General features: G+C 74.0%; 13 protein-coding genes. 4 read left to right on the forward strand and 9 right to left on the reverse strand.

Translation table 11 applies throughout. From position 1 onward, the window contains the following. Window positions 1–53 precede the first annotated feature (53 nt). Both ACIRB7_RS32505 and ACIRB7_RS32510 read left to right on the forward strand, forming a co-directional pair. Window positions 54–3,620 carry a trypsin-like peptidase domain-containing protein gene (locus tag ACIRB7_RS32505; RefSeq protein ID WP_403606075.1) on the forward strand — a complete coding sequence of 1,189 codons (3,567 nt, stop codon included), beginning with the start codon at window positions 54–56 and terminating at the stop codon, window positions 3,618–3,620. A gap of 31 nt (window positions 3,621–3,651) precedes the next feature. After that, window positions 3,652–4,620, forward strand: coding sequence for a bifunctional riboflavin kinase/FAD synthetase (locus ACIRB7_RS32510; protein ID WP_403606078.1), 969 nt, complete (start codon window positions 3,652–3,654; stop codon window positions 4,618–4,620). 61 nt (window positions 4,621–4,681) lie between these two features. Here ACIRB7_RS32510 and ACIRB7_RS32515 read toward each other — a convergent pair whose 3' ends face one another. Further along, window positions 4,682–5,908 carry a cytochrome P450 gene (locus ACIRB7_RS32515; protein WP_403606081.1) on the reverse strand — a complete coding sequence of 409 codons (1,227 nt, stop codon included), beginning with the start codon at window positions 5,906–5,908 and terminating at the stop codon, window positions 4,682–4,684. A gap of 32 nt (window positions 5,909–5,940) precedes the next feature. On the opposite strand from ACIRB7_RS32515, the gene ACIRB7_RS32520 reads away from it, so the two are divergent. Together ACIRB7_RS32520 and ACIRB7_RS32525 are read left to right on the forward strand one after the other, a co-directional pair. Beyond that, a complete protein-coding gene (locus tag ACIRB7_RS32520) occupies window positions 5,941–7,227 on the forward strand; it encodes a type III polyketide synthase (protein ID WP_403606150.1) in 1,287 nt (428 codons plus the stop codon). A 146-nt stretch (window positions 7,228–7,373) separates the two neighbouring features. Beyond that, window positions 7,374–8,420 (forward strand): hypothetical protein, encoded by a 1,047-nt coding sequence (locus tag ACIRB7_RS32525; RefSeq protein WP_403606084.1) that lies wholly within the window; start codon window positions 7,374–7,376, stop codon window positions 8,418–8,420. A gap of 10 nt (window positions 8,421–8,430) precedes the next feature. Here ACIRB7_RS32525 and ACIRB7_RS32530 read toward each other — a convergent pair whose 3' ends face one another. The 8 genes from ACIRB7_RS32530 to eccE all read right to left on the reverse strand — a co-directional run bounded on the left by ACIRB7_RS32530 (window position 8,431) and on the right by eccE (window position 19,985). Further along, window positions 8,431–9,432: an ABC transporter ATP-binding protein gene (locus ACIRB7_RS32530; RefSeq protein ID WP_403606087.1), complete on the reverse strand. Its 1,002-nt coding sequence runs from the start codon at window positions 9,430–9,432 to the stop codon at window positions 8,431–8,433. Further along, window positions 9,429–10,394, reverse strand: a complete 966-nt coding sequence (locus ACIRB7_RS32535; RefSeq protein ID WP_403606090.1) for an ABC transporter ATP-binding protein — start codon at window positions 10,392–10,394, stop codon at window positions 9,429–9,431. The genes ACIRB7_RS32530 and ACIRB7_RS32535 overlap by 4 nt, the downstream gene beginning before the upstream one ends. Further along, window positions 10,391–11,305 carry an ABC transporter permease gene (locus tag ACIRB7_RS32540; protein ID WP_403606093.1) on the reverse strand — a complete coding sequence of 305 codons (915 nt, stop codon included), beginning with the start codon at window positions 11,303–11,305 and terminating at the stop codon, window positions 10,391–10,393. The genes ACIRB7_RS32535 and ACIRB7_RS32540 overlap by 4 nt, the downstream gene beginning before the upstream one ends. After that, window positions 11,302–12,363 (reverse strand): ABC transporter permease, encoded by a 1,062-nt coding sequence (locus ACIRB7_RS32545; RefSeq protein ID WP_403606096.1) that lies wholly within the window; start codon window positions 12,361–12,363, stop codon window positions 11,302–11,304. The genes ACIRB7_RS32540 and ACIRB7_RS32545 overlap by 4 nt, the downstream gene beginning before the upstream one ends. Window positions 12,364–12,366: 3 nt before the next feature. Next, window positions 12,367–14,202, reverse strand: coding sequence for an ABC transporter substrate-binding protein (locus ACIRB7_RS32550; protein WP_403606153.1), 1,836 nt, complete (start codon window positions 14,200–14,202; stop codon window positions 12,367–12,369). 192 nt (window positions 14,203–14,394) lie between these two features. After that, window positions 14,395–17,616 carry an SCO5717 family growth-regulating ATPase gene (locus ACIRB7_RS32555; protein ID WP_403606099.1) on the reverse strand — a complete coding sequence of 1,074 codons (3,222 nt, stop codon included), beginning with the start codon at window positions 17,614–17,616 and terminating at the stop codon, window positions 14,395–14,397. 228 nt (window positions 17,617–17,844) lie between these two features. After that, complete coding sequence (locus tag ACIRB7_RS32560; RefSeq protein WP_403606102.1) at window positions 17,845–18,684, reverse strand: hypothetical protein; 840 nt, start codon at window positions 18,682–18,684, stop codon at window positions 17,845–17,847. After that, window positions 18,684–19,985 (reverse strand): type VII secretion protein EccE, encoded by a 1,302-nt coding sequence (gene eccE, locus ACIRB7_RS32565; protein ID WP_351220698.1) that lies wholly within the window; start codon window positions 19,983–19,985, stop codon window positions 18,684–18,686. Before eccE ends, ACIRB7_RS32560 begins: the two co-directional genes overlap by 1 nt. Window positions 19,986–20,068: the final 83 nt, after the last annotated feature.

The raw sequence follows: 20,068 nt of genomic DNA on the forward strand, positions 1-20,068 counted from the left end.
GTGTTCGGCCCTCCTGCGCCTCCGAGTGATCACGGCCACCTACCGTCGTCACCATGGGACGCGGGGACCTGGCGACGCTGGTACGGATCTGCGATCTGGCGGGCCGGGCGCGCGGCACCGGTTTCCTCGCCGACCACCACGGAACGGTCGTCACCAGTCACGAAGCCGTCGACGGGCTCAGCCGTGTCCTCCTGCACGCCCCCGGCGACCGGAGCTGGCTCGCCGAGGCCGAGGCCGTCACAGCCCTGCCGGAGAGCGGCCTCGCCCTCGTACGGACCGAAGGACTCGGTGTCCGCCCGCTGCCGCTCGCGACCCGCCCCGAGATCGAACCCGGCACGTACGTACGGATCGCCGCCCACGGCTGGCGCGAGGCGCGGGTGCTCGGTCCCGCCACCGTCACGTACGCCGCCGCGGACCGCTTCCACGCCCTCGCCGACGCCCTCGAACTCGCCATCGGCACCGAGGGCGCGGAGGCCCTCAGGCTCGGCGGAGACGCCGCCGGCGGCCCCGTCCTCGACACCACCACCGGCACCGTCCTCGCCGTCCTCGGCACCGCCCTGCACGGCCACCGGAAAGCCGCCGGATACGCGGTGCCCCTCGTGGCATCGCTCCGGCCCGAAGGCCCCCTGACCGCCCTCCTCCAGCGCAACGCGGCGACCGTCCCCGCCTACGGGCCCGACCTCAACCTCGCCGGGATCCTGGAGCTCACCGCCACCTCCACCGGACCCGTACGGGAGGCCGAGCACTGGCCCGAGCCGGTCGAACGCCCCGAGTGCGTCCGTGAGTTCGCCCGGTTCACCGCAGGAGACGCCCCGGTCCTCGCGCTCGTCGGCGCCCCCGGCACCGGCCGCACCACGGCCCTCGCCGCCCTCTGCGCCCGCCGCGCCCAGGGCGTCGCACCGGCCCCCACCGTGCGGCTGCGCGGCGCCGACCTGCGCGACGAGGACCGCTCGGTGGCCGACGCAGTCGGCCGCGCCCTGCACCAGGCGGGCCGTATCGTCGCCGCCTCCGGGGCGCTCGGCGACACCACGGCCGCCACCCCGGAACGGGCCGCCGCCCTCGCCCACGAGGCGGGCCGCCCGCTCCTCGTCGTCCTCGACGGCCCCGAGGAGATGCCGCCGCTCCTCGCCCACCGGCTCGCCGACTGGACGGCGGCCACCGAGGACTGGCTCCGCGCCCACCACGTCCGGCTCGTCACCGCCTGCCGGCCCGAGCACTGGGAACTGGCCGGCGCCCTCTACACCCCGGGCGCGCCGCACCGGCCCGCGACCGGTGCCGAGGACGGAACACCCGCCGCCCTCGTCCTCGGCCCGTACACCGCGACGGAGGCACGGGCCGTACGCGAGGGGTACGGCCTCCGGGAGAAGGACCTCGCCGAGGCCGACGCCCGCCACCCGCTCGCGCTGCGGCTGCTCGCGGAGGTACGGGCCGCGCTGCCCGGCGACGTGCCGGGGCGGCCCGGCCGCGAGGAGATCTTCACCGCCTACCTGGACCTCCTGTGCCTGCGGATCGCCGTCCGGATCGCGGCGGGCTCCCGGCCACTCGTCCGGGGGGCCGCCGTACGCCGGCTCGCCGCGCGCGTCACCGGCCAGGTCCACGAGGCGGCCCGGCGGTGCCTCGGCCCGGGGCACGGCGTCCTCGACCGGCCCTCCTTCGAGGAGCTCTTCCCCTGGCGGGACGGCTGGGCCTCGGCCGTCCTCACCGAGGGCCTGCTCGTCCCCGCGGGCTCCGGCTACCGCTTCGCCCACGAGGAACTCGCGGACTGGGTGCAGGCGGCGCACCTGGACCTGGACGGGGCCCTGCACGCGCTTCTCCTCCCCGGCCCCGCCGCCCCGGCGCCGGAAGGGCCGGGCAACCCGACCGCGCCCGCCCCCGTCGCGCCCGGCACGGGCCGGCACCGCGCGCTCGCCGCCGTTCCCCCGCAGCGGACCCACGACGGGGCGACGTCCCCGCGCCCGCCGGCCGCGGCGCCGCCGGTGCCGCGTCACCGCATCGGCCCGGTGCTCCAGTCGCTGCTGCTGCTCCACCACGAGCGCGGCCCGGCCGCCCTCGCCCCCCGCCTCGCCGTGCTCGTGGAGGCCCTGGGCCGGTTCGCGGAGGAGGACCGAGGCGCCCGGGACGACGGGCCCTGGTGGGCCTCGCGGTTGTTCAGGGAGAGCGTGCGTCGGTTGCCCGACCCCCGGCCGTATCTGCCCGCTCTGCGGCTGCTCGCCGACCGGATCGGGGGCCTGGCCGAGCGGCACGTCGTGTTCGCCGCGTTCGGGCCGGAGTTCTGGCAGGGGCTTCCGCTCGGGGAGGACGAGCGGATCGACCTGCTGCGGCGGCTCGTGCCCGCCGACCCGCCGCCCGCCCGGGAGACCGGCGGCGAGCGGAGTCTCGACGCCGTCGCGGGGATGCTCGCCGCCGACCCCCGGGGCGTCCAGCCGCTCCTCTGCCGCTGGTTCGGCGACGACCGCCCTCTTCCCGCCGCCCCGCACGCGACCGTCGCCACCGCCGCCCAGGCCCTGCTGCACACCCATCGGGCCCTCGCCGTCGACGACCTGTGCGAGGCGCTCGTCGCCACCGCCCACCCCCTCGCCGAGGGCCTCCTCGCCGCCCTCGCCGAGGACGAGCCCGCCGCCGTCTGCCGGGCCGTCGACCGGTGGGCCCACGACGACGGACGCCCGGAGCGGCGCGTCGCCGCCGCCACGTACGGCCACCTCGTCGCCGGTCACGCCACCACATCCGCCGACCGCGAACTCCTCCGCTACGCCGCCCTCGCCCTGCTCGCCCGCCCCGGCGACCAGGCCCTCCACGGCGCCGCCCTCGCCCTCCTGATCCGCGACCCGCACACCCGCGCCCGCCATCTGCCCCGCGCCCTCGCCGAACCCCGGGTGCCCGCCGCCGCCCTCGTCGAAGCGCTGGCGGCCGACCCCGGGCCCGTGCTCGCCGCCCTCCGGGACCGGCTGCACGGCACGGGCGAGGCCCCGGCCGCCGTGCTGCGCGCCCTCGCGGAGGTCGACACGCCCGCACTCGCCCGCCGGGTCGCCGCCCTCGTCCGCGACTACGTCGCCCGCCACCCCGAGGGCGCCGGGCACGTCGCCGACTTCGTCGACCGCCGCTTCGAGGACGGCCCGGCGGCGCGAGCAGTCCTCTTCCCGCTGGTCGCCGGGCTCATCCGGGGCCGCCCCGCCCCGGTCCGCCGCGCCCTCGCGCCCGTCCTCGCCGCCCCCGGCACCGGCGCCTCCCGCCATCTGCGGGCCGAGCTGCTCGACGTACTCCTCGAACACGAGCGGTACGAGGCCGAGACGGGGGAGTTCACCGTCCTGGACGCCCTCCTGACGGCCGCGGCCGAGGGCGCGGAGCGCCGCAGCGAGCCGCGTACAAGGGAGCTCACGCACCGGGTCGGCGCCCTGTGGGCCCGTACCCCCGAAGGCGCGCGGCGGCTCGACGCGGCCCTCGCGGGACTCGCCCGGGCCCGGCCACCGTTCGCCGTGCTGATCGCCCGGTGGACGGTCGCCGCCCCCGCCGACTGGGTGCCGCTGCTCGGTCCCGACAGCCTCCAGGCGCTGCGGGACCACGGCACTTCCATGCCGATGCGAGCCGACGGCCGTGGGCATGGCAGTCTTAGACCTGCGTAATCGGCGAACAGGCGGACGAGGAGCGGTCACAGTGCAGCGCTGGCGTGGCTTGGAGGACATTCCCCAGGACTGGGGACGCAGCGTCGTCACCATCGGCTCCTACGACGGTGTGCACCGCGGGCACCAGCTGATCATCGGGCGGGCCGTCGAGCGCGCCCGTGAGCTCGGCGTGCCGTCCGTCGTGGTCACCTTCGACCCGCACCCCTCCGAGGTCGTACGGCCGGGCAGCCATCCGCCGCTGCTCGCCCCGCACCACCGGCGTGCCGAGCTGATGGCCGGCCTCGGTGTGGACGCGGTGCTCGTGCTGCCGTTCACCGCCGAGTTCTCCCAGCTGTCCCCGGCCGACTTCATCGTCAAGGTCCTCGTCGACAAGCTGCACGCCAAGGCCGTCATCGAGGGCCCCAACTTCCGCTTCGGGCACCGCGCCGCCGGGAACGTCGCCTTCCTGACCGAGCTCGGCGCCACCTACGACTACGAGGTCGAGGTCATCGACCTGTACGTCAGCGGCACCGCAGGCGGCGGGCAGCCCTTCTCCTCGACCCTCACCCGCCGGCTCGTCGGCGAGGGCGACCTGACCGGGGCGGCCGAGATCCTGGGCCGACCGCACCGGGTCGAGGGCATCGTGGTCCGCGGCGCGCAGCGCGGCCGCGAGCTCGGCTTCCCCACGGCCAACGTCGAGACCCTCCCGCACACCGCGATCCCGGCGGACGGCGTCTACGCGGGCTGGCTGACGGCCGCGGGGGAGCGGATGCCGGCGGCCATCTCGGTCGGCACGAACCCGCAGTTCGACGGCACGGAGCGGACGGTGGAGGCGTACGCGATCGACCGCGAGGGCCTCGACCTGTACGGGCTGCACGTGGCCGTGGACTTCCTGGAGTACGTACGCGGGATGCTCAAGTTCGACACCCTGGACGACCTGCTCCAGGCGATGGCGGGCGACGTGAAGCGCTGCCGGGAGCTGACCGAGGCGTACGACCGGGAGCACCACCCGACGGTCTGAGACTCACGCGACCGAGCGGGCGCCCTCCGGCCGGAGGGCGCCCGCTCGGCGGTACCGCCCTTCACCAGGTGACGAGGAGTTCCTTCGGGCCGCGGATCAGCCCCTTCGACTGCCACACCACGTCCTCGGGGCTCCCCGCGAGACGCAGCCCCGGATAGCGCCGCAGCAGCGTCGACAGCATGACCTCGGACTCCATGCGGGTGAGCATCGCGCCCATGCAGTGGTGCGGCCCGTGCCCGAAGGACACGTGCCCGATGCCCTCGCGGTCGAAGTCGAGGGTGTGCGGGTCCTCGAAGGCCTCCGGGTCGCGGTTGGCCGCGAGGTAGGAGGCGTACACCGCCTCACCCGCCCGGATGGTCACCCCGCCGATCTCGACGTCCTCCGTCGCGATCCGCGGCAGCCCGACGCCGTTGCGGTGCGGGATCCAGCGCAGCAGCTCGTCCACGGCCTGCGGGAGCAGCTCCGGCTCGGCGCGCAGCCGGTCCGCGAGCTCCGGCCGGGTGAGGAGCACGTACACCATGTTGGCGCTGTTGTTCCGTACCGCGTGGGCGCCGCTGATCAGGATCGCCATGGCCAGCGAGACGGCCTCGTCGGCGTTGATCCTGCCCTCCGCGAGGGACTCCGCGAGCGCCCCCGCCAGATCGTCCTGCGGCTCGGCGCGCCGCCGGTCGAGCAGCCGGGTGATGTAGCCGTGGATCTGGGCCTTCGCGGCCCGGCTGCTCTCGGGGCCGGGGCCCGACGACAGGATGAGGTCGGGCCAGGAGGCAAGCTCCGCCCGGTCCTCCTCGGGGACGCCGAGCAGGTCGCACACCACCGCCATCGGCAGCGGGCCGTGCAGGTGCTTCATCAGGTCGGCGGGCCGGCCGGCCGCCTCCATCGCGTCCAGGAAGCGGTCGGCGCTCGCCTGGGCCAGCGGCCGCAGCCGTTTGGTGCTCTGTCCGGTGAAGGCCTTGGTCACCGCCTTGCGCAGCTGGGTGTGGTACGGCGGATCGGCGTAGTTGAGGGCGGCCTTCGAGGCCACCATGTGGCCGGTCATCTTGGTGACCTGCTGGTCGAGCAGCGCCGTCCGGCTGAACCGGGGGTCGGAGGTCACCGCGCGCACGTCCTCGTACCGCGTCACCAGCCAGGCCTCGTTCTCCGCGGTGAACGGCAGCCGGATGCGGGCGACGGGCTCCTTGTCGAGGAGCTCGGTGAGCAGCGGGTCGAAGGCGAGGGCGGGGAGGTCGTCGACGGCCCAGGTACGGGCGGGCGGGGGCGGCGCGGGTTCGGTGGTCGTCTCGGGGGTCATGTGGTGGCTGTTCCCGGCGGTGGACGGCAGCGATACGCCGAGCGTCGACTGCCCCCCGGACGGAGCACCCCACAGCGGCCCGGACCCTCACTCAGCGTAAACGTCCGGTCGCGTTCGCGGTTGCGGGGTCGCGATCACCGGGTGAGTGTGGGCGCAGTTCACGCGAACGAGACGAAGGAGCGAGTGTCGTGGTGACTTTGTGCAAGCCCGCAGTGTCCGTGCCCGAGCACGTGATCACGATGGAGGAAACCCTCGACCTCGCCCGCTCACACCATGAGGGGCATCCCCAACTGGCCCTGGCGCTGCGCCTGATCGGCAACACCGGGGTGACCCGGCGGCACATCGTCCAGCCCATCGAGGAGACCCTGAAGCACCCCGGCTTCGAGGAACGCAACATCCGCTACGAGCGGGAGGCCAAGGCGCGGGTCCCCGCGGTCGTCCGGGAGGCACTGGACAACGCGGCGCTGCGCCCGGCGGACATCGACATGATCGTCTACGTGTCGTGCACGGGCTTCATGATGCCCTCGCTGACCGCCTGGCTGATCAACACCATGGGCTTCCCCAGCCACACCCGCCAGGTCCCCATCGCACAGCTCGGCTGCGCCGCCGGTGGAGCGGCGATCAACCGGGCGCACGACTTCTGCACCGCCTACCCCGACGCCAACGTCCTCATCGTGGCCTGCGAGTTCTGCTCGCTCTGCTACCAGCCCACCGACCTCGGGGTCGGCTCGCTGCTCTCCAACGGCCTCTTCGGAGACGCCGTCGCCGCCGCCGTGGTGCGCGGCCGGGGCGGCACCGGGATCGCCCTGGAGCGCAACAGCTCCCACCTCGTGCCCGACACCGAGGACTGGATCGCCTACAGCGTCCGCGCCACCGGCTTCCACTTCCTCCTCGACAAGCGGGTGCCCACCACGATGGAGCCGCTGGCCCCGGCGCTCCGCGAGATCGCGGGAGCACACGGCTGGGACGCCGGAGAGCTGGACTTCTACATCATCCACGCCGGCGGGCCGCGCATCCTCGACGACCTGAGCCGCTTCCTCGAAGTGCCCCCGGAGGCCTTCCGGTTCAGCCGCGCCACGCTGACGGAGTACGGCAACATCGCCAGCGCCGTGGTCCTCGACGCCGTCCGCCGCCTCTTCGACGAGGGCGGGCAGCCCGAGGGCGCGCGGGGCATCCTCGCCGGTTTCGGCCCCGGGATCACCGCCGAGATGTGCCTCGGCCGGTGGACGAACGCCCCGGTCTCGCCCCAGCCGAGCCTCGGCACCCGCCGCATCGTGGGCTATTCGCCGCCGTTCCAGCCCGCCCGCACGGCCGCCTGAGCGCCGACCACCACCGCCCCTGTGCACCGAACACCACCGACCCCTGTGCACCGACCACCACGTATGACGACGGGCGCGACGACCCGTCCGCGTACGAGCACCCCGGACGCCGTGTCCACAGAACCGCCCCAGCAGAGGAGAGCCGTATGTCCGCCACGCCACCGCCCCGCCGCAGCAAGCGCCACAAGGCCCTGCGAGGCTCCGCCGCGTTCACCGCGCTGCTCGCCGGAGCGGCCGCCGCCACGCTCGCCGGCGCGCCCGCCGAGGCGTCCGCACCGCCAGCCGTCCGGGTACCGATGCACCAGTGCTGGGTGAACGGCGTCTCCGCCCCGCCCGGTGAGATCGTGAACGGCACCAAGGGCGACGACCACATCTTCTGCGACAGCGACCTGGAGAACGTCACCGTCTGGGGCGGCGACGGGAACGACATGATCGAGGTACGCGGCCTGGTCATCGACTCGGCCGTGATGGGCGGCGAGGGCGACGACGTCATCCGCGCCAAGCACCTCGTGCCCCAGAACGCCTCCAGCATGGTCCGGGGCAACAGGGGCAACGACATCATCAAGGTCGCCACCGTCGCCGGCGACGGCGCGACGCACGGCGCGGTCGTCCACGGCGACGACGGCAACGACAAGATCACCACCGGTTCGGTCACCGGCGCGCCCGGCAAGTTCAACCGGGGCGGTGGCATCGTCACCGGCAACGACGGCATCGACACCATCAAGGTCGGCACGATCGACTTCTCCGGCCGGGTCCTCGGCGGCAGCGAGGACGACGAGATCGAGGCGGCGGGCCTCGGCCCCGAGTCCGGCGGCCTCATCCAGGCCGGACCCGGGAACGACCGGATCAGCGGCCCCGGCGGCGCGGTCCTGACCGTCGGCCCGCACTGGGGCTCCGTGGACGCCGGTGTCGGCAAGGACACCTGCACGGTGAAGTCGGTCTCCACCCGGACGTCCATCAGCTCCTGCGAGATCCTGCCGAAGGCGCCGCCCACGAACGGCGGGGCGAAGCCCGCGAAGCCGGCTGACGCTGCGGACCCGGCGGGCTCGGCTGACCCGGCGGGCCCGGCGGACTCGGCAGGCCCGGCGGGCCCGGCGGACTCGGCAGGCCCGGCTGACCCGGCGGACATGGCCGACGCGGCCGACACGGCGGACTCGGCGGCCTGGCCCGCCGCGAAGCCCGGCGGCCACTGAGCCGGACGGCTCAGACCACGGCCTGCCGCCGCACCCAGTGGCAGGCCACCTCCTGTGCCCCGCCGCCACCCAGGACCGGCAGCCCCTCACCCCGGCAGCTGTCCGCGACCGCCGCCGCCTCGCCCGACGCGAGGACCTGACAGCGGACGTGGAAGCGGCAGCCGGAAGGGATGCGGGACGGGTCCGGGGGCTCACCGGTCAGCACCACCGGCGCGCCCCCGGACTCCGGGAGCACCGAAAGCAGCGCCCGGGTGTACGGGTGCTGCGGCCGGGTCAGTACGGACTCCACCGTGCCGGTCTCCACGACCCGGCCCAGGTACATCACCGCCACCCGGTCCGCGATGTTCCACGCGAGCCCCAGATCGTGCGTCACCATCAGGGCCGACAGGCCGAGTTCGTCCCGCAGGCGCAGCAGCAGCGCCAGGATCTCGCCCCGCACGGACGCGTCGAGGGAGGCCACCGGCTCGTCCGCGACGATGAGCTCGGGCTCCAGGACCAGCGCGCCCGCGATGACCACCCGCTGCCGCTGCCCGCCGGACAGCTCGTGCGGATAACGCAGGAAGAACCGCTCAGGCGGGCGAAGCCCGGCCCGCGCGAGGGCCCCAGCGACCGCCTCCCGCTCGTCGAGCCCCGATCGGTGGACCCCGTGGATCCGCAGCCCCTCCGCCACCGCGTCGTACACGGTGTGCCGGGGGTTCAGCGAACCGCTCGGGTCCTGGAGGACCAGCTGCGCCCGCCGCCGGTAGGCCTTGAGGGCCCCGGACGAATACCCGAGCGGCTGCCCGTCGAAGGCGACCGTCCCCGACGTGGGCCGGACAAGGCCGAGCAACGAGCGCGCGAGCGTCGTCTTTCCGCAGCCCGACTCCCCGACGAGGGCCACGATCTCGCCCGCGCCGATGTCCAGGTCCACCCCGTCGACCGCGCGCGCGGTCGGCGCGCCCCGCCGCCCCGGGAAGGCGACGTGCAGCCCGCGCGCCGACAGCAGCGGCCTCGCGGATGTCTCCGTACTCATGACGTGCTCCCCACATGGACGCAGGCGGCCCGGTGACCGGCGCCCGCCTGCCGCAGTTCCTGGTCGAGCTCCCCGCAGCCGGCCACCGCCACCGGGCAGCGCGGATGGAAGGCGCAGCCGCCGGGCAGGTCCGCCGGATCCGGCGGGTCACCCGGCAGGCCGCGCGGCGCCCGCCGGGACGCGAGGTCCCCGACGCGCGGGAACGCCGAGGACAGCGCGCGTCCGTACGGGTGCTCGGCGGCCTCGTACACCGCCCGCGCCGGCCCCTCCTCGACGACCCGCCCCGCGTACATCACGGCCAGCCGGTCGCAGGTGTCGGCGAGGACCGCCAGGTCGTGGCTGATCATCAGGAGGCTGATGGACTGCTCGGCGACGAGCCGCTCGATCAGCCGCAGGATCTGCGCCTGGATCATCACGTCGAGCGCGGTCGTCGGCTCGTCCGCGACGATCAGCCGGGGATCGCAGGCCAGGGCCATCGCGATCATCACGCGCTGCCGCTGCCCGCCGGACAGCTCGTGCGGATAGGCGGCCGCCCGCGCGGCGGGCAGCCCGACGTGTTCGAGGAGTTCCCCGGCGCGCCTGCGGGCGGCCGCCGGGGTCGCGTGGCCGTGGACGAGCAGCGGCTCCGCGATCTGGTCCCCGACCCGGTGCACCGCGTTGAGCGAGTGCATCGCGCCCTGGAAGACGATCGACGTGCCCGCCCAGCGCACGGCCCGGAGCCGCCCCCACGTCATGGTGAGGACGTCGTCGCCGTCGAGCAGGATCCGGCCCTCGATCCGCGCCGAGGCCGGCAGGAGCCGCAGCAGCGCGAGCGCCAGCGTGGACTTGCCGCAGCCGGACTCGCCCGCCACCCCCAGCTTGCTGCCCGCCTCCAGGGTCAGGTCGACCCCGCGTACGGCAGGCACGGCGGACGCGCCCGAGCCGTACGTCACCCACAGGTCCCGTACGTCGAGGAGGCTCATCGCCCCACCCCCAGCTTCGGGTTGAGCACGGACTCGACCGCGCGGCCGCACAGGGTGAACGCCAGCGCGACCAGGGCGATGGCGATGCCGGGCGGGGCCAGGTACCACCAGTGCCCGGAGGAGACCGCGCCCGCCTCGCGCGCGTCCTGGAGCATCCCGCCCCAGGAGACCACCGTCGGATCACCGAGCCCGAGGAAGGCGAGGGTCGCCTCGGTGAGGATGGCGGTGGAGATGCCGAGCGTGGTCTGGGCGAGCACCAGCGGCATCACGTTCGGCAGCACATGCCGGCTCATGACGTGCCCGTGGCCGCCGCCGAGCGCGGTCGCCCGCTCGATGTACGGGCGGGACTCGACCGCGATCGTCTGCGCCCGCACCAGGCGGGCGGTGGTCGGCCAGGAGGTCACGCCGATCGCCAGGACCACCGTCCACATCGAACGGGACATGACGGTGGCGAGCACGATCGCGAGGACCAGGGTCGGCATCACCAGGAACCAGTCGGTGATCCGCATGACGACGGTCGAGAACCAGCCGCCGTAATGTCCGGCGACGATCCCCACCAGGGTGCCGATGGCGACCGAGAGGGCCGCCGCGAGCAGACCGACGAGCAGCGAGATCCGTGCTCCCCAGATCAGCAGACCGAGCAGCGAACGCCCGAACTGGTCGGTGCCCAGGGGGAATTCCATGCTCGGAGCCTCCAGGGCCGCGCCGGTGGCCTTCGTCACCGACTGCACGTCGGCGCCGACGAGCAGCGGGGCGGTGAGGGCGAGCAGCACGATCAGCGTGAGGGCGGCGAGGCCGTAGAGGCCGGCGCGGTGGGTGCGGTACGCCTTCCAGAAGCGGGTCACCGAGCGCCGGCGGCGTTCCCATACCAGTGATGACGCCGACGGGGCCGTCGGTTGCGTGGAGGTCATCGGCCCACCCGGGGGTCGAGCAGCGGATAGAGCAGGTCGGCGATCAGGTTCATCAGGATCATCGCTCCGGCGAACACCACGAACAGGCCCTGCACGAGCGGCAGGTCCGGCACGCTGAGCGCCTGGTAGAACAGCCCGCCGAGCCCCGGCCAGGAGAACACCGTCTCCACCAGGATCGACCCGGCCGCCACATGGCCCAGATTGATGAAGATCATGGTGACGGTCGGCAGGAGCGCGTTCGGCACGGCGTGCCGGCGCCGCACGGCGTCGTCGCGCAGCCCCTTCGCCCGCGCGGTGGTCAGATAGTCGCCGCCCATCTCGTCGAGCAGCGAGGAACGCATCACGAGCAGGGTCTGCGCGTAGCCGACCGCCACGAGCGTGACGACGGGCAGCACCAGATGGTGGGCGACGTCGAGGACGTACGCGAAACCGGTCTCGCCGGTCCCCGACTCCATGCCGCCGGTCGGGAAGAGCCCCGGGATCGGCCCCATGCCGACGGAGAACACGATGATGAGCAGCAGCCCGAGCCAGAACGAGGGCACCGACCACAGGGTCAGCGCGATCCCGGTGTTCAGCTTGTCGCCGAGTCCGCCGTGGCGCCAGGCCGAGCGGGTGCCGAGCCAGAGCCCGAGCGCCGAGTAGATCACCACGGCGACGCCGGTGAGCAGCAGGGTCGCCGGAAGCTTCTCCGCGATCAGCTCCCCGACGGGGGTGCGGAACTGGAACGAGGTGCCGAGGTCACCGCTCAGCGCCTTGGCGCAGTAGTCGGTGAACTGCTGCCACAACGGCAGATCGAGGCCGAACTGACGCCGGAGCGTCGCGAGTTGTTCGGCCGTGGTGGGCACGCCGTGCGTCATCGCCTTCACCGGGTCACCGGGGATGATCCGGAAGAGGAAGAAGCTGGTGACGAGAACGGCGAAGAGCGAGACGAGCGCGCCGCCCAGCTTCCCCGCCGCGTGGCGGAGGTAGCCGAGGGAGGAACCGGTGCGGGGTGCGCCGTCCGTGACGCGGGCCTTCTCGGCCCGCGGCACGTCGGCGGCGGTGCTTGCCGTCGTCACGTCCTACTCGCGGTCGTCGGCGGTGGAGCGGCGGCGCAGACCGAGGACGATGCCGACGCCGACCACGACCACCACGGCGGCGCCGATGCCGACGATCACCCCGGTGGACGAGCCGCTGTCGGAGCCGGCGGCCCTGGCCGCGGGCGTGGCCGACCACCAGCTCCAGTAGCCGTCCTGCCCCCACAGGTTTCCGGCGGCCTCGGGCATGGTCGTGATGGACGCGATCTGGTCCGTGCGGTACGCCTCGAGGGCGTTCGGATAGGCCATGACGTTCATGTACCCCGTGTCGTACAGCCGGGACTGCATCCGCTTCACCAGATCCGCCCGCTTGGCGGCGTCGTACTCCACCGACTGCTGCGCGTAGAGCCCGTCGAACTCCTTGTCGCAGATGAAGTTGTCGGTGGCCCCGGAGTCCTTCGGCGTCGCGGGGAGCGTGCCGCAGGTGTGGATCGACAGGACGTAGTCCGGGTCGGGGTTGACCGACCAGCCGTCGAAGGCGAGGTCGTAGTCGCCCTTGACCCAAGGATCGGAGACGCTGTCCAGGCACTCGACCTTCAGACCGATGCCGAGCTTGCCCCACCACTCCTGGAGGTACTTGCCGATCGCCTTGTCGTTCGGGTCGGTGGCGTGGCACAGGATGCGGAAGTCCAGCGGCTTGCCGTCCTTGCCGACCCGCTTGCCCTCGGCGTTCTTCCGGTAGCCGGCCGCGTCGAGGACCTTCGCCGCCTCGACGGGGTCGTAGGCCCGCTTCTGTGCGCCCTCCGGCTTCCAGAAGTACGAGCCGAAGCGCGGCGGGATGTAGCCCTCGCCCTCGACGGCGTGGCCCTGGAAGACCTTGTCGACGATGGTCGTCCGGTCGACGGCGAGGAAGAGCGCCCTGCGCACCGCCGGGTCGAGCAGCGCCTTGTGGCCGTTGCCGAACGTCTTCCCGTCCTTGGCCCTCGCGCCCGGGTTGGTGGCGATGGCGAAGAAGCGGCGGCCGGGGGCGTCGTTGACCTTGATGTCCTTCTGCGTCTTGAGCGCGGCGGCCTGGGCGGGCGTCAGGTTCGGTACGAAGGACACCTCGCCCTTCTGGAGGGCGGCGACGGCGGCGTCACCGTCCTTGTAGTACTTGAACACCAGCTCGTCGAACTTCGGTGCGCCCCGCCAGAACTTCTTGTTCGGTTCGAGCTTGATGTACTGGTCGACCTTGAAGTCCGTGACGACGAACGGCCCGTTGCCCACGATGGGGAACTGCTTGTCGTTGTTGAACTTCGAGAAGTCGCCGACCTTCTCCCAGACGTGCTTGGGCACGATCGGCACGTCGAGCGCCGTCATCGTCGCCTGGGGCTTCTTCAGGCGGATGACGAGCGTCCGCGGGTCGGGCGCGGTGACCTCGGCGAAGTTGGCCGTGAAGCTGCCGTTGGCGGTGGCGGCGTTCGGGTCGGTCATCATCTTGTTGAAGGTCCAGGCCGCGTCCTCCGCGGTGGCCGGCTTCCCGTCGGACCAGGTCGAGTCCTCGCGGATCGTGTACGTCCACGTCAGCTTGTCCGGCGAGGAGGTCCACGCGGTCGCCAGGCCCGGGATCGGACGGGCGTCCTTCGCGTCGTAGTTGGTGAGGTACTCGTAGGCCAGCCGGTGGATGCTGGTCGAGGTGAGCTTCTGCGCGAGGAACGGGCTCAGCGAGTCGATGCTCTGCGAGACGGCGACGGTGAGCGTGTTCCTCGCGGGCCGCTTGTCGTCCGCCGCGGCGGCGGTACCGGGGACGGCCACGAGCGAGACGGCGGTGACACCGGAGGCGAGCAGCAGGTGGAGCGCTCTGCGGGCGGGGGCGGGACGGGGTGGAGCCTTCGTGACCATGACCATGGGACGTGACCTCGCGTCGGGGGATCTGTCGTGGATCTTGGGCTGACGATGGGTGAAGCGAAGGTGTATCAGCGGTGGTCTGCCGTCGTCAACGATCCCTCAAACCCCGTGTGGGCTGCGGGAATGCCAAGAGGCCCCGTACCGGGGGACCGGTACGGGGCCTCATTGGTCTACTCCTGTGACGCCTTACTGCTGAGGGGCTGGCGGAGCCTGCGGGGGCTGCTGCTGGTGCCAGTGCGGCGGCGGGACCTGGGGCTGTCCCTGGTCCTGCCCCGGCGCGGGACCGGTGCCGTGATCCTGCGGATCGGCCTGCGGGGGCAGCGGCTGACCGGGCGTCGGCTGCTGCCAGCCCTGGGGCATGCCGGGCTGCCCGGGGGGCGCGCCGAACGGCTGTCCGGGCGCGGGCTGTGCTCCGTACGGCTGACCCGGGGCCGGCGGAGCTCCGTACGGCTGACCGGGGGCGGGCGCGGCTCCGTACGGCTGACCGGGCATCGGCTGCGCGCCGTAGGGCTGACCGGGCGCCGGCGGCTGTCCGTAGGGCTGCTGGGGCGGGTACGGCTGGCCGGGCACGGGCTGTCCGGGCGCCGGCGGGCCACCGTACGGCTGACCCGGTACGGGCTGTCCGGGCGCGAACTGCCCCGGCACCTGCTGCCCCGGCACCTGCTGTCCGGGCATCGGCTGCCCCGGCATGGGCTGCCCCGGCATGGGCTGCCCCGGCATGGGCTGCCCCGGCATCGGGTGGCCCGGCATCGGGTGGCCCGGCATCGGCGGGGCCATGTGCGGAGGCATCGCGCCCTGGTTGTCACCCGTCCACAGCCCCTGCGCCTGCTGGGCCCGTACGAAGTCCTCGGCCACCATCGCCGAGAGGTGGAAGTACGCCTCCCGGGTCTTCGGCCGCATCATGTCGAGGTCCACCTCGGCACCGGCCGACAGGTGTTCGTCGAAGGGGACGACCACGACACCGCGGCAGCGCGTCTGGAAGTGCTGCACGATGTCCTCGACCTTGATCATCTTGCCGGTCTCGCGGACTCCGGAGATGACCGTGATCGAGCGCTGCACCAGGTCCGCGTAACCGTGCGCGGAGAGCCAGTCCAGCGTCGTCGACGCGCTGGAGGCGCCGTCCACGGAGGGCGTGGAGATGATGATCAGCTGATCGGCGAGGTCGAGCACCCCGCGCATGGCGCTGTACAGCAGACCCGTACCCGAGTCCGTGAGGATGATCGGGTACTGCTTGCCGAGGACGTCGATCGCCCGCCGGTAGTCCTCGTCGTTGAAGGTCGTCGAGACGGCCGGGTCCACGTCGTTGGCGAGGATCTCGAGACCGGACGGCGCCTGCGAGGTGAAGCGGCGGATGTCCATGTACGAGTGGAGGTACGGGATCGCCTGCACCAGGTCGCGGATGGTCGCCCCGGTCTCGCGCCGCACTCGGCGGCCCAGGGTGCCGGCGTCCGGGTTGGCGTCGATCGCCAGGATCTTGTCCTGCCGCTCGGTCGCCAGGGTCGCGCCGAGCGCGGTCGTCGTCGTGGTCTTGCCGACACCGCCCTTGAGCGAGATGACCGCGATCCGGTAGCAGGAGAGGACCGGCGTACGGATCAGCTCCAGCTTGCGCTGCCGCTCCGCCTCCTCCTTCTTCCCGCCGAGCTTGAAACGGGCGGCGGCACCGCTCGGGTTCCGGCTGGACTTGGGCTTCTGCTTGTTGTTGCGAAGAAGCCGGTCGGAGGAGAGCTCCACGGCCGCGTTGTACCCGAGGGGCGCGCCCGGCACGGACCGCTCGCGCTGATCGTGCGTCACGGGCGAGGGCCAGGCGGCCCCGGTCCGCGGGTCGACCGGCGGGTGCGTGTCGTGCGGCGGCTGGGGGGCGGGGGGCTGCGGGGGTACGGCGGCGGGGTGCGGGTAGCCGTAACCGCCGCCCGGCACCTGGGCCTGCGGCGGTACGCCACCGGGGGGCGCGGACTGTCCGCCTGGGCCCTGCGGGTAGCCGTAACCGCCCTGCTGCGGAGGCGTCCCGGGCTGCGGGAAGCCGTAGCCGCCCTGGGGCGCGGGCTGCTGGGGGGCCTGCGGAGCCTGCGGGTAGCCGTAGGAGCCGGGCGGCTGGGGCTGCGGCTGGGCCTGCGGCGGTACGGTGCCGGGCGCGCCGGGGGCCGCGGGCGGCGGCCAGGCGGCGGCGGGCGGCAACGGCGCGGCCTGGGGGGCCGGCTGAGCACCCGGCGCAGGCTGCGCGGGCCACTGCTGGGCGGGCCCGGGGGCGGCCGGCTGGAACGACGGCGGCAGCGGCGGCAACCCGGCACCGGCCTGCGGGCCGGCCTGCGGTCCTGCGGCGGGGAGGGGCCCGGGGGCCGCGCCGGGACCGAAGCCCTGCGGCGCTTCGGCCTGCGGGTAGGGGGCGGGAGCGACGGGCGGGGCGGGCTGGGCGTCCGCGACTGCGGGGCCGCCGGCGGCCTCGGCGTCGGTGACCGGAGCCGGGTCCGCGTCGGCGCCTCCGGCCTCCGGGGGCGCCACGGCATCGGCGGCCGCTTCGGAGGCGGTCTCGTCGTGGGCGTCGGAGGAGACGGCCGGGGCCGCGCCTTCCGCGCTGGCCCCGGTCTCGTCCGACGAGTCGGCCGACTCGGCGGGATCGTTGCTCGTGGCGGCGGGTTCGGACTCGGCCGAGGCGCCGCCGGCCGTGGCCTCCGCGGCGCTGTCCTCGACGGTGCCGACGGGAGCCGAGCCGGGCTCCTGGGCCTCGCCCGGCGTCCGACCCGTGTCGCTCGCGCCCTCCGTGGCGTCCGGCGTCGCGGACGCGGCGGAGGCCTCCGCCGCACGCTCGGCCATCTCGCGCTGGAGCGCGGCGGGGGAGAAGCGCACGGTCGCACCGCTCTCGACGTCCCCGAGGGACGCGTCGGGCGCGGGCACGGCGACAGGCTCGGGAACGGCGGCAGGCGCCGGAGCACCGGGCAGCGAGGGGGGCGGCACCGGAGCGCCGGGCATCGAGGCGCTGGCCCCAGCCACGGGAACGGCACCAACGGGAGGCACACCCGCACCGACAGGAGCCGCACCACCAGCAGGCACCCCGCCACCCGACGAAGCCGCACCGACAGGAGCCGCACCTACTGGAGGCACACCCGCACCGGCCGGAGGCGCACCCGCGCCCGCCGGAGGCATGCCCGTCCCCGCCGCCGGAGCCCCCGCGTTCCAGCCGGGCTCGAAGCCGCTGCCCGCCGGGAGGCCCGGTACGGGGAGCGGTACGCCGCTGGGCGGCGGGGGAGTGGCACCGCCCGCCCCCGCACCGCCCGACGCGTTCTGCGTGTACCAGGCGGGCGGGGTGTAGTCGATGGTGAACTCACCCGTCATCTCGGCGGGATCCGCGTCGGACTGATCGTCGGCGGGCGGATTCCAACCCCCGTGGATCTCGTCGCGATCGCCGTTCACTTTGCCTCCTGGTGTGGTCGAGCACCCTTGTGCCGTTGTGGGCGGGGCCCTTCCAGCCTAATCGGCGCGGGCAGCCCCCGGGCAGGCCCGACAGCCCCTCCGTGCCGCTCTCCGTGACCCGGTTCGGTCCCCAAGTGACCTGGCCGCGCCACAGAGTGAAAACCCCGACTGTCCAAAACGATGCATAAATGGACGTACTTGAACAACTTCATGGCGTTCGGTCGCCGTTCAGTCCATCCGGCGCGCGCCGCCCAACAATCCGGTCTCGGCGTCGGTCGCCTGGGTCATGACGAACTGGCGGTCGCTCGTCGTGCACCAGAGGGTCACCCCGTCCGCGAGCGTGGACAGCGCCTCGTACTCGTGGCGGGGCAGGCTCATGATGCGGCCGATCTGCGCGGCCTCGTCGGGAGAGACCCGCTGCACGCCGACCAGCGACGACTTCTCGAGGAGCCGGGGCGCGACCGGGCTCAGATACGGCAGCAGCGTCACCACCGACTGCCAGGGCGCCGACACGACCCGGCCGCGCGGCGGCCGCATGCCGCAGTCGCGCACCACGACCACCGGACTGCCCGCGGACGCGCCCTGCGGCGGCACCCGCCCCACGTCGTGCAGTGAGATGCACGGCTGTCCGCCGCCCGCGGCCTGCGCGAGCGCCGTCCACGCCTGCGCGCGGCCGGTCTCGACCGCCACCCGGGCGCCCGTCGCGGCGGCCCGGAGGGCCAGCACCTGCGCGGTCCAGAGCCCGCCGATGAGGGTGACGTCGTAGGGGACGGGCCGGTTGATGCCGAGCACCGCGGGGCGGCTCTCGGCGTCGACGCCGATCACCATGCCGTCGTCGCCGACCGGCAGGGACAGCGCGTCGAGTTGGTCGAGGGGTACGGAGTGCTTGTCGCGGCGCGGCCCGACGAGCCCGAAACCGAACCGGGGCCGCGAGCCCCGACCCGTACCACCCGCACCCCTGGAGTCCGTACCCCTGGAATCCGTACCCCGGGAGCCACGGGAAGCCGATCTGTGGGAGCCGCCGGGGCCGCCGGAGCGGCCCTGCGTACCGAAGGAAGCGGTCGACATCAGCGCGCACCCCCCAGCGGAAGCGTCGCGAGGATGCCCGGCACCTGTTCCCGGTCGAGCCGCACCAGACCCGTCCTCACCCCACGCGCCGCACGCTCCAGTTCGTGTCGCGCGGCCACCAGTTCCTCGTCGCTGCGCCCGGTGATCCGCACGTGTCCGGCCACCGTCACCTCCTGTCGGTCCCCGCCGCTCAGCGTCAGGCTGAACGTCGTCGCGAGCGCGGGCAGCGAGGTCAGCAGGGCCACCAGCTGCGGCATCGAGGCCCCCGCGCCGCCCTGGCCGCCCAGCTGGGGCCAGCGCCCCACCCAGTACGTCGTGTGCCGCCGGTCGTCCACCCGCCAGGTCCGCGCGGTCTCCTGCGTCCGCCGCCCCTGCGGCTGCCCCCGGCCCGCCTGCGCTATCGCCATCGGGCTCGCGCAGGTCGAGGTGGCGAGCGCCGACGTGAGCTCCTGCTCCGTCAGCACGCTCGCCCGGAACCCGGCGCCCGCGAGCCGGCTCGCCAGCTGGTCCGCAGCCCGCACCACGCACTTCTGCGCGCCCGTCACGCCGCCGCCGCGCGCGGCGACCGCCTCCGGGCACAGTTCGGGGTCGAGCTTGAGCGCGATCCAGGTGATCCGTACGGCGGGCGAACCCGTCTGCGCCTGGAGCGGCCCGTAGTTGCGCGCGGCCATGGACTGCGCGGGCAGGTGCGGTGCGGGCGCCGGCTGGGTGTGCTGCACGATCTGCGCCGACTCCAGCCGGATGCCGTCCACGCTCAGCACGTCCCGGACGAGCCCGACGGGCAGCGGCCGCGCCGCACGGTCCGGACGCAGAGCGGTGCCGTCCGACTCCACCCGCAGGACGGCGGTCAGGAAGGTGCCGTCGCCGACCATGCCGACCGGACGCCGGTCACGGTCGCTGTAGGCGTAGGTCCGCAGCGCCGGGTCGCACTCGACGACCGGCGCGAACCCCGGCTCGGTGCCCTCCGGCACCGTGAACGAGGCAGCCCGGCGGCTGCGGGCCCGCAGCGCCAGGAAGGTGCCGAGCCACTCGGGCAGGGAGCGCCGGTGGCGGCGTACGACGGCAAGCAGCAGCAGTACGACGGCGACCACGCCCGCGGGCACGAGCAGCATCGGCTCCACGACCCAGGCGACGACGAGCAGAGCCGCCGCCACCTCGATCAGTACGAGCTGTTGCAATTGGAACGAACCGAAGTGTCCCGGGCGCGCCTGGAGCCTCGGTGAGACCGAGGAGACGGGTCCCGTGGACGGGGGTTCGGAGGCGGTGGCCGCTGCGGGCCGCGTCCGCGTCGCGGAAGCCATGATGGAGAATCCCCCTCAATTCGTCCCGATCACCCTGGCCTGCCAGGGCTTTGGCGGCCGGATCACCCTACCCGCCCCACGAA

It is taken from the genome of Streptomyces sp. NPDC093795 (assembly GCF_044764665.1).
In the GTDB taxonomy this organism is placed as follows: Bacteria; Actinomycetota; Actinomycetes; order Streptomycetales; family Streptomycetaceae; genus Streptomyces.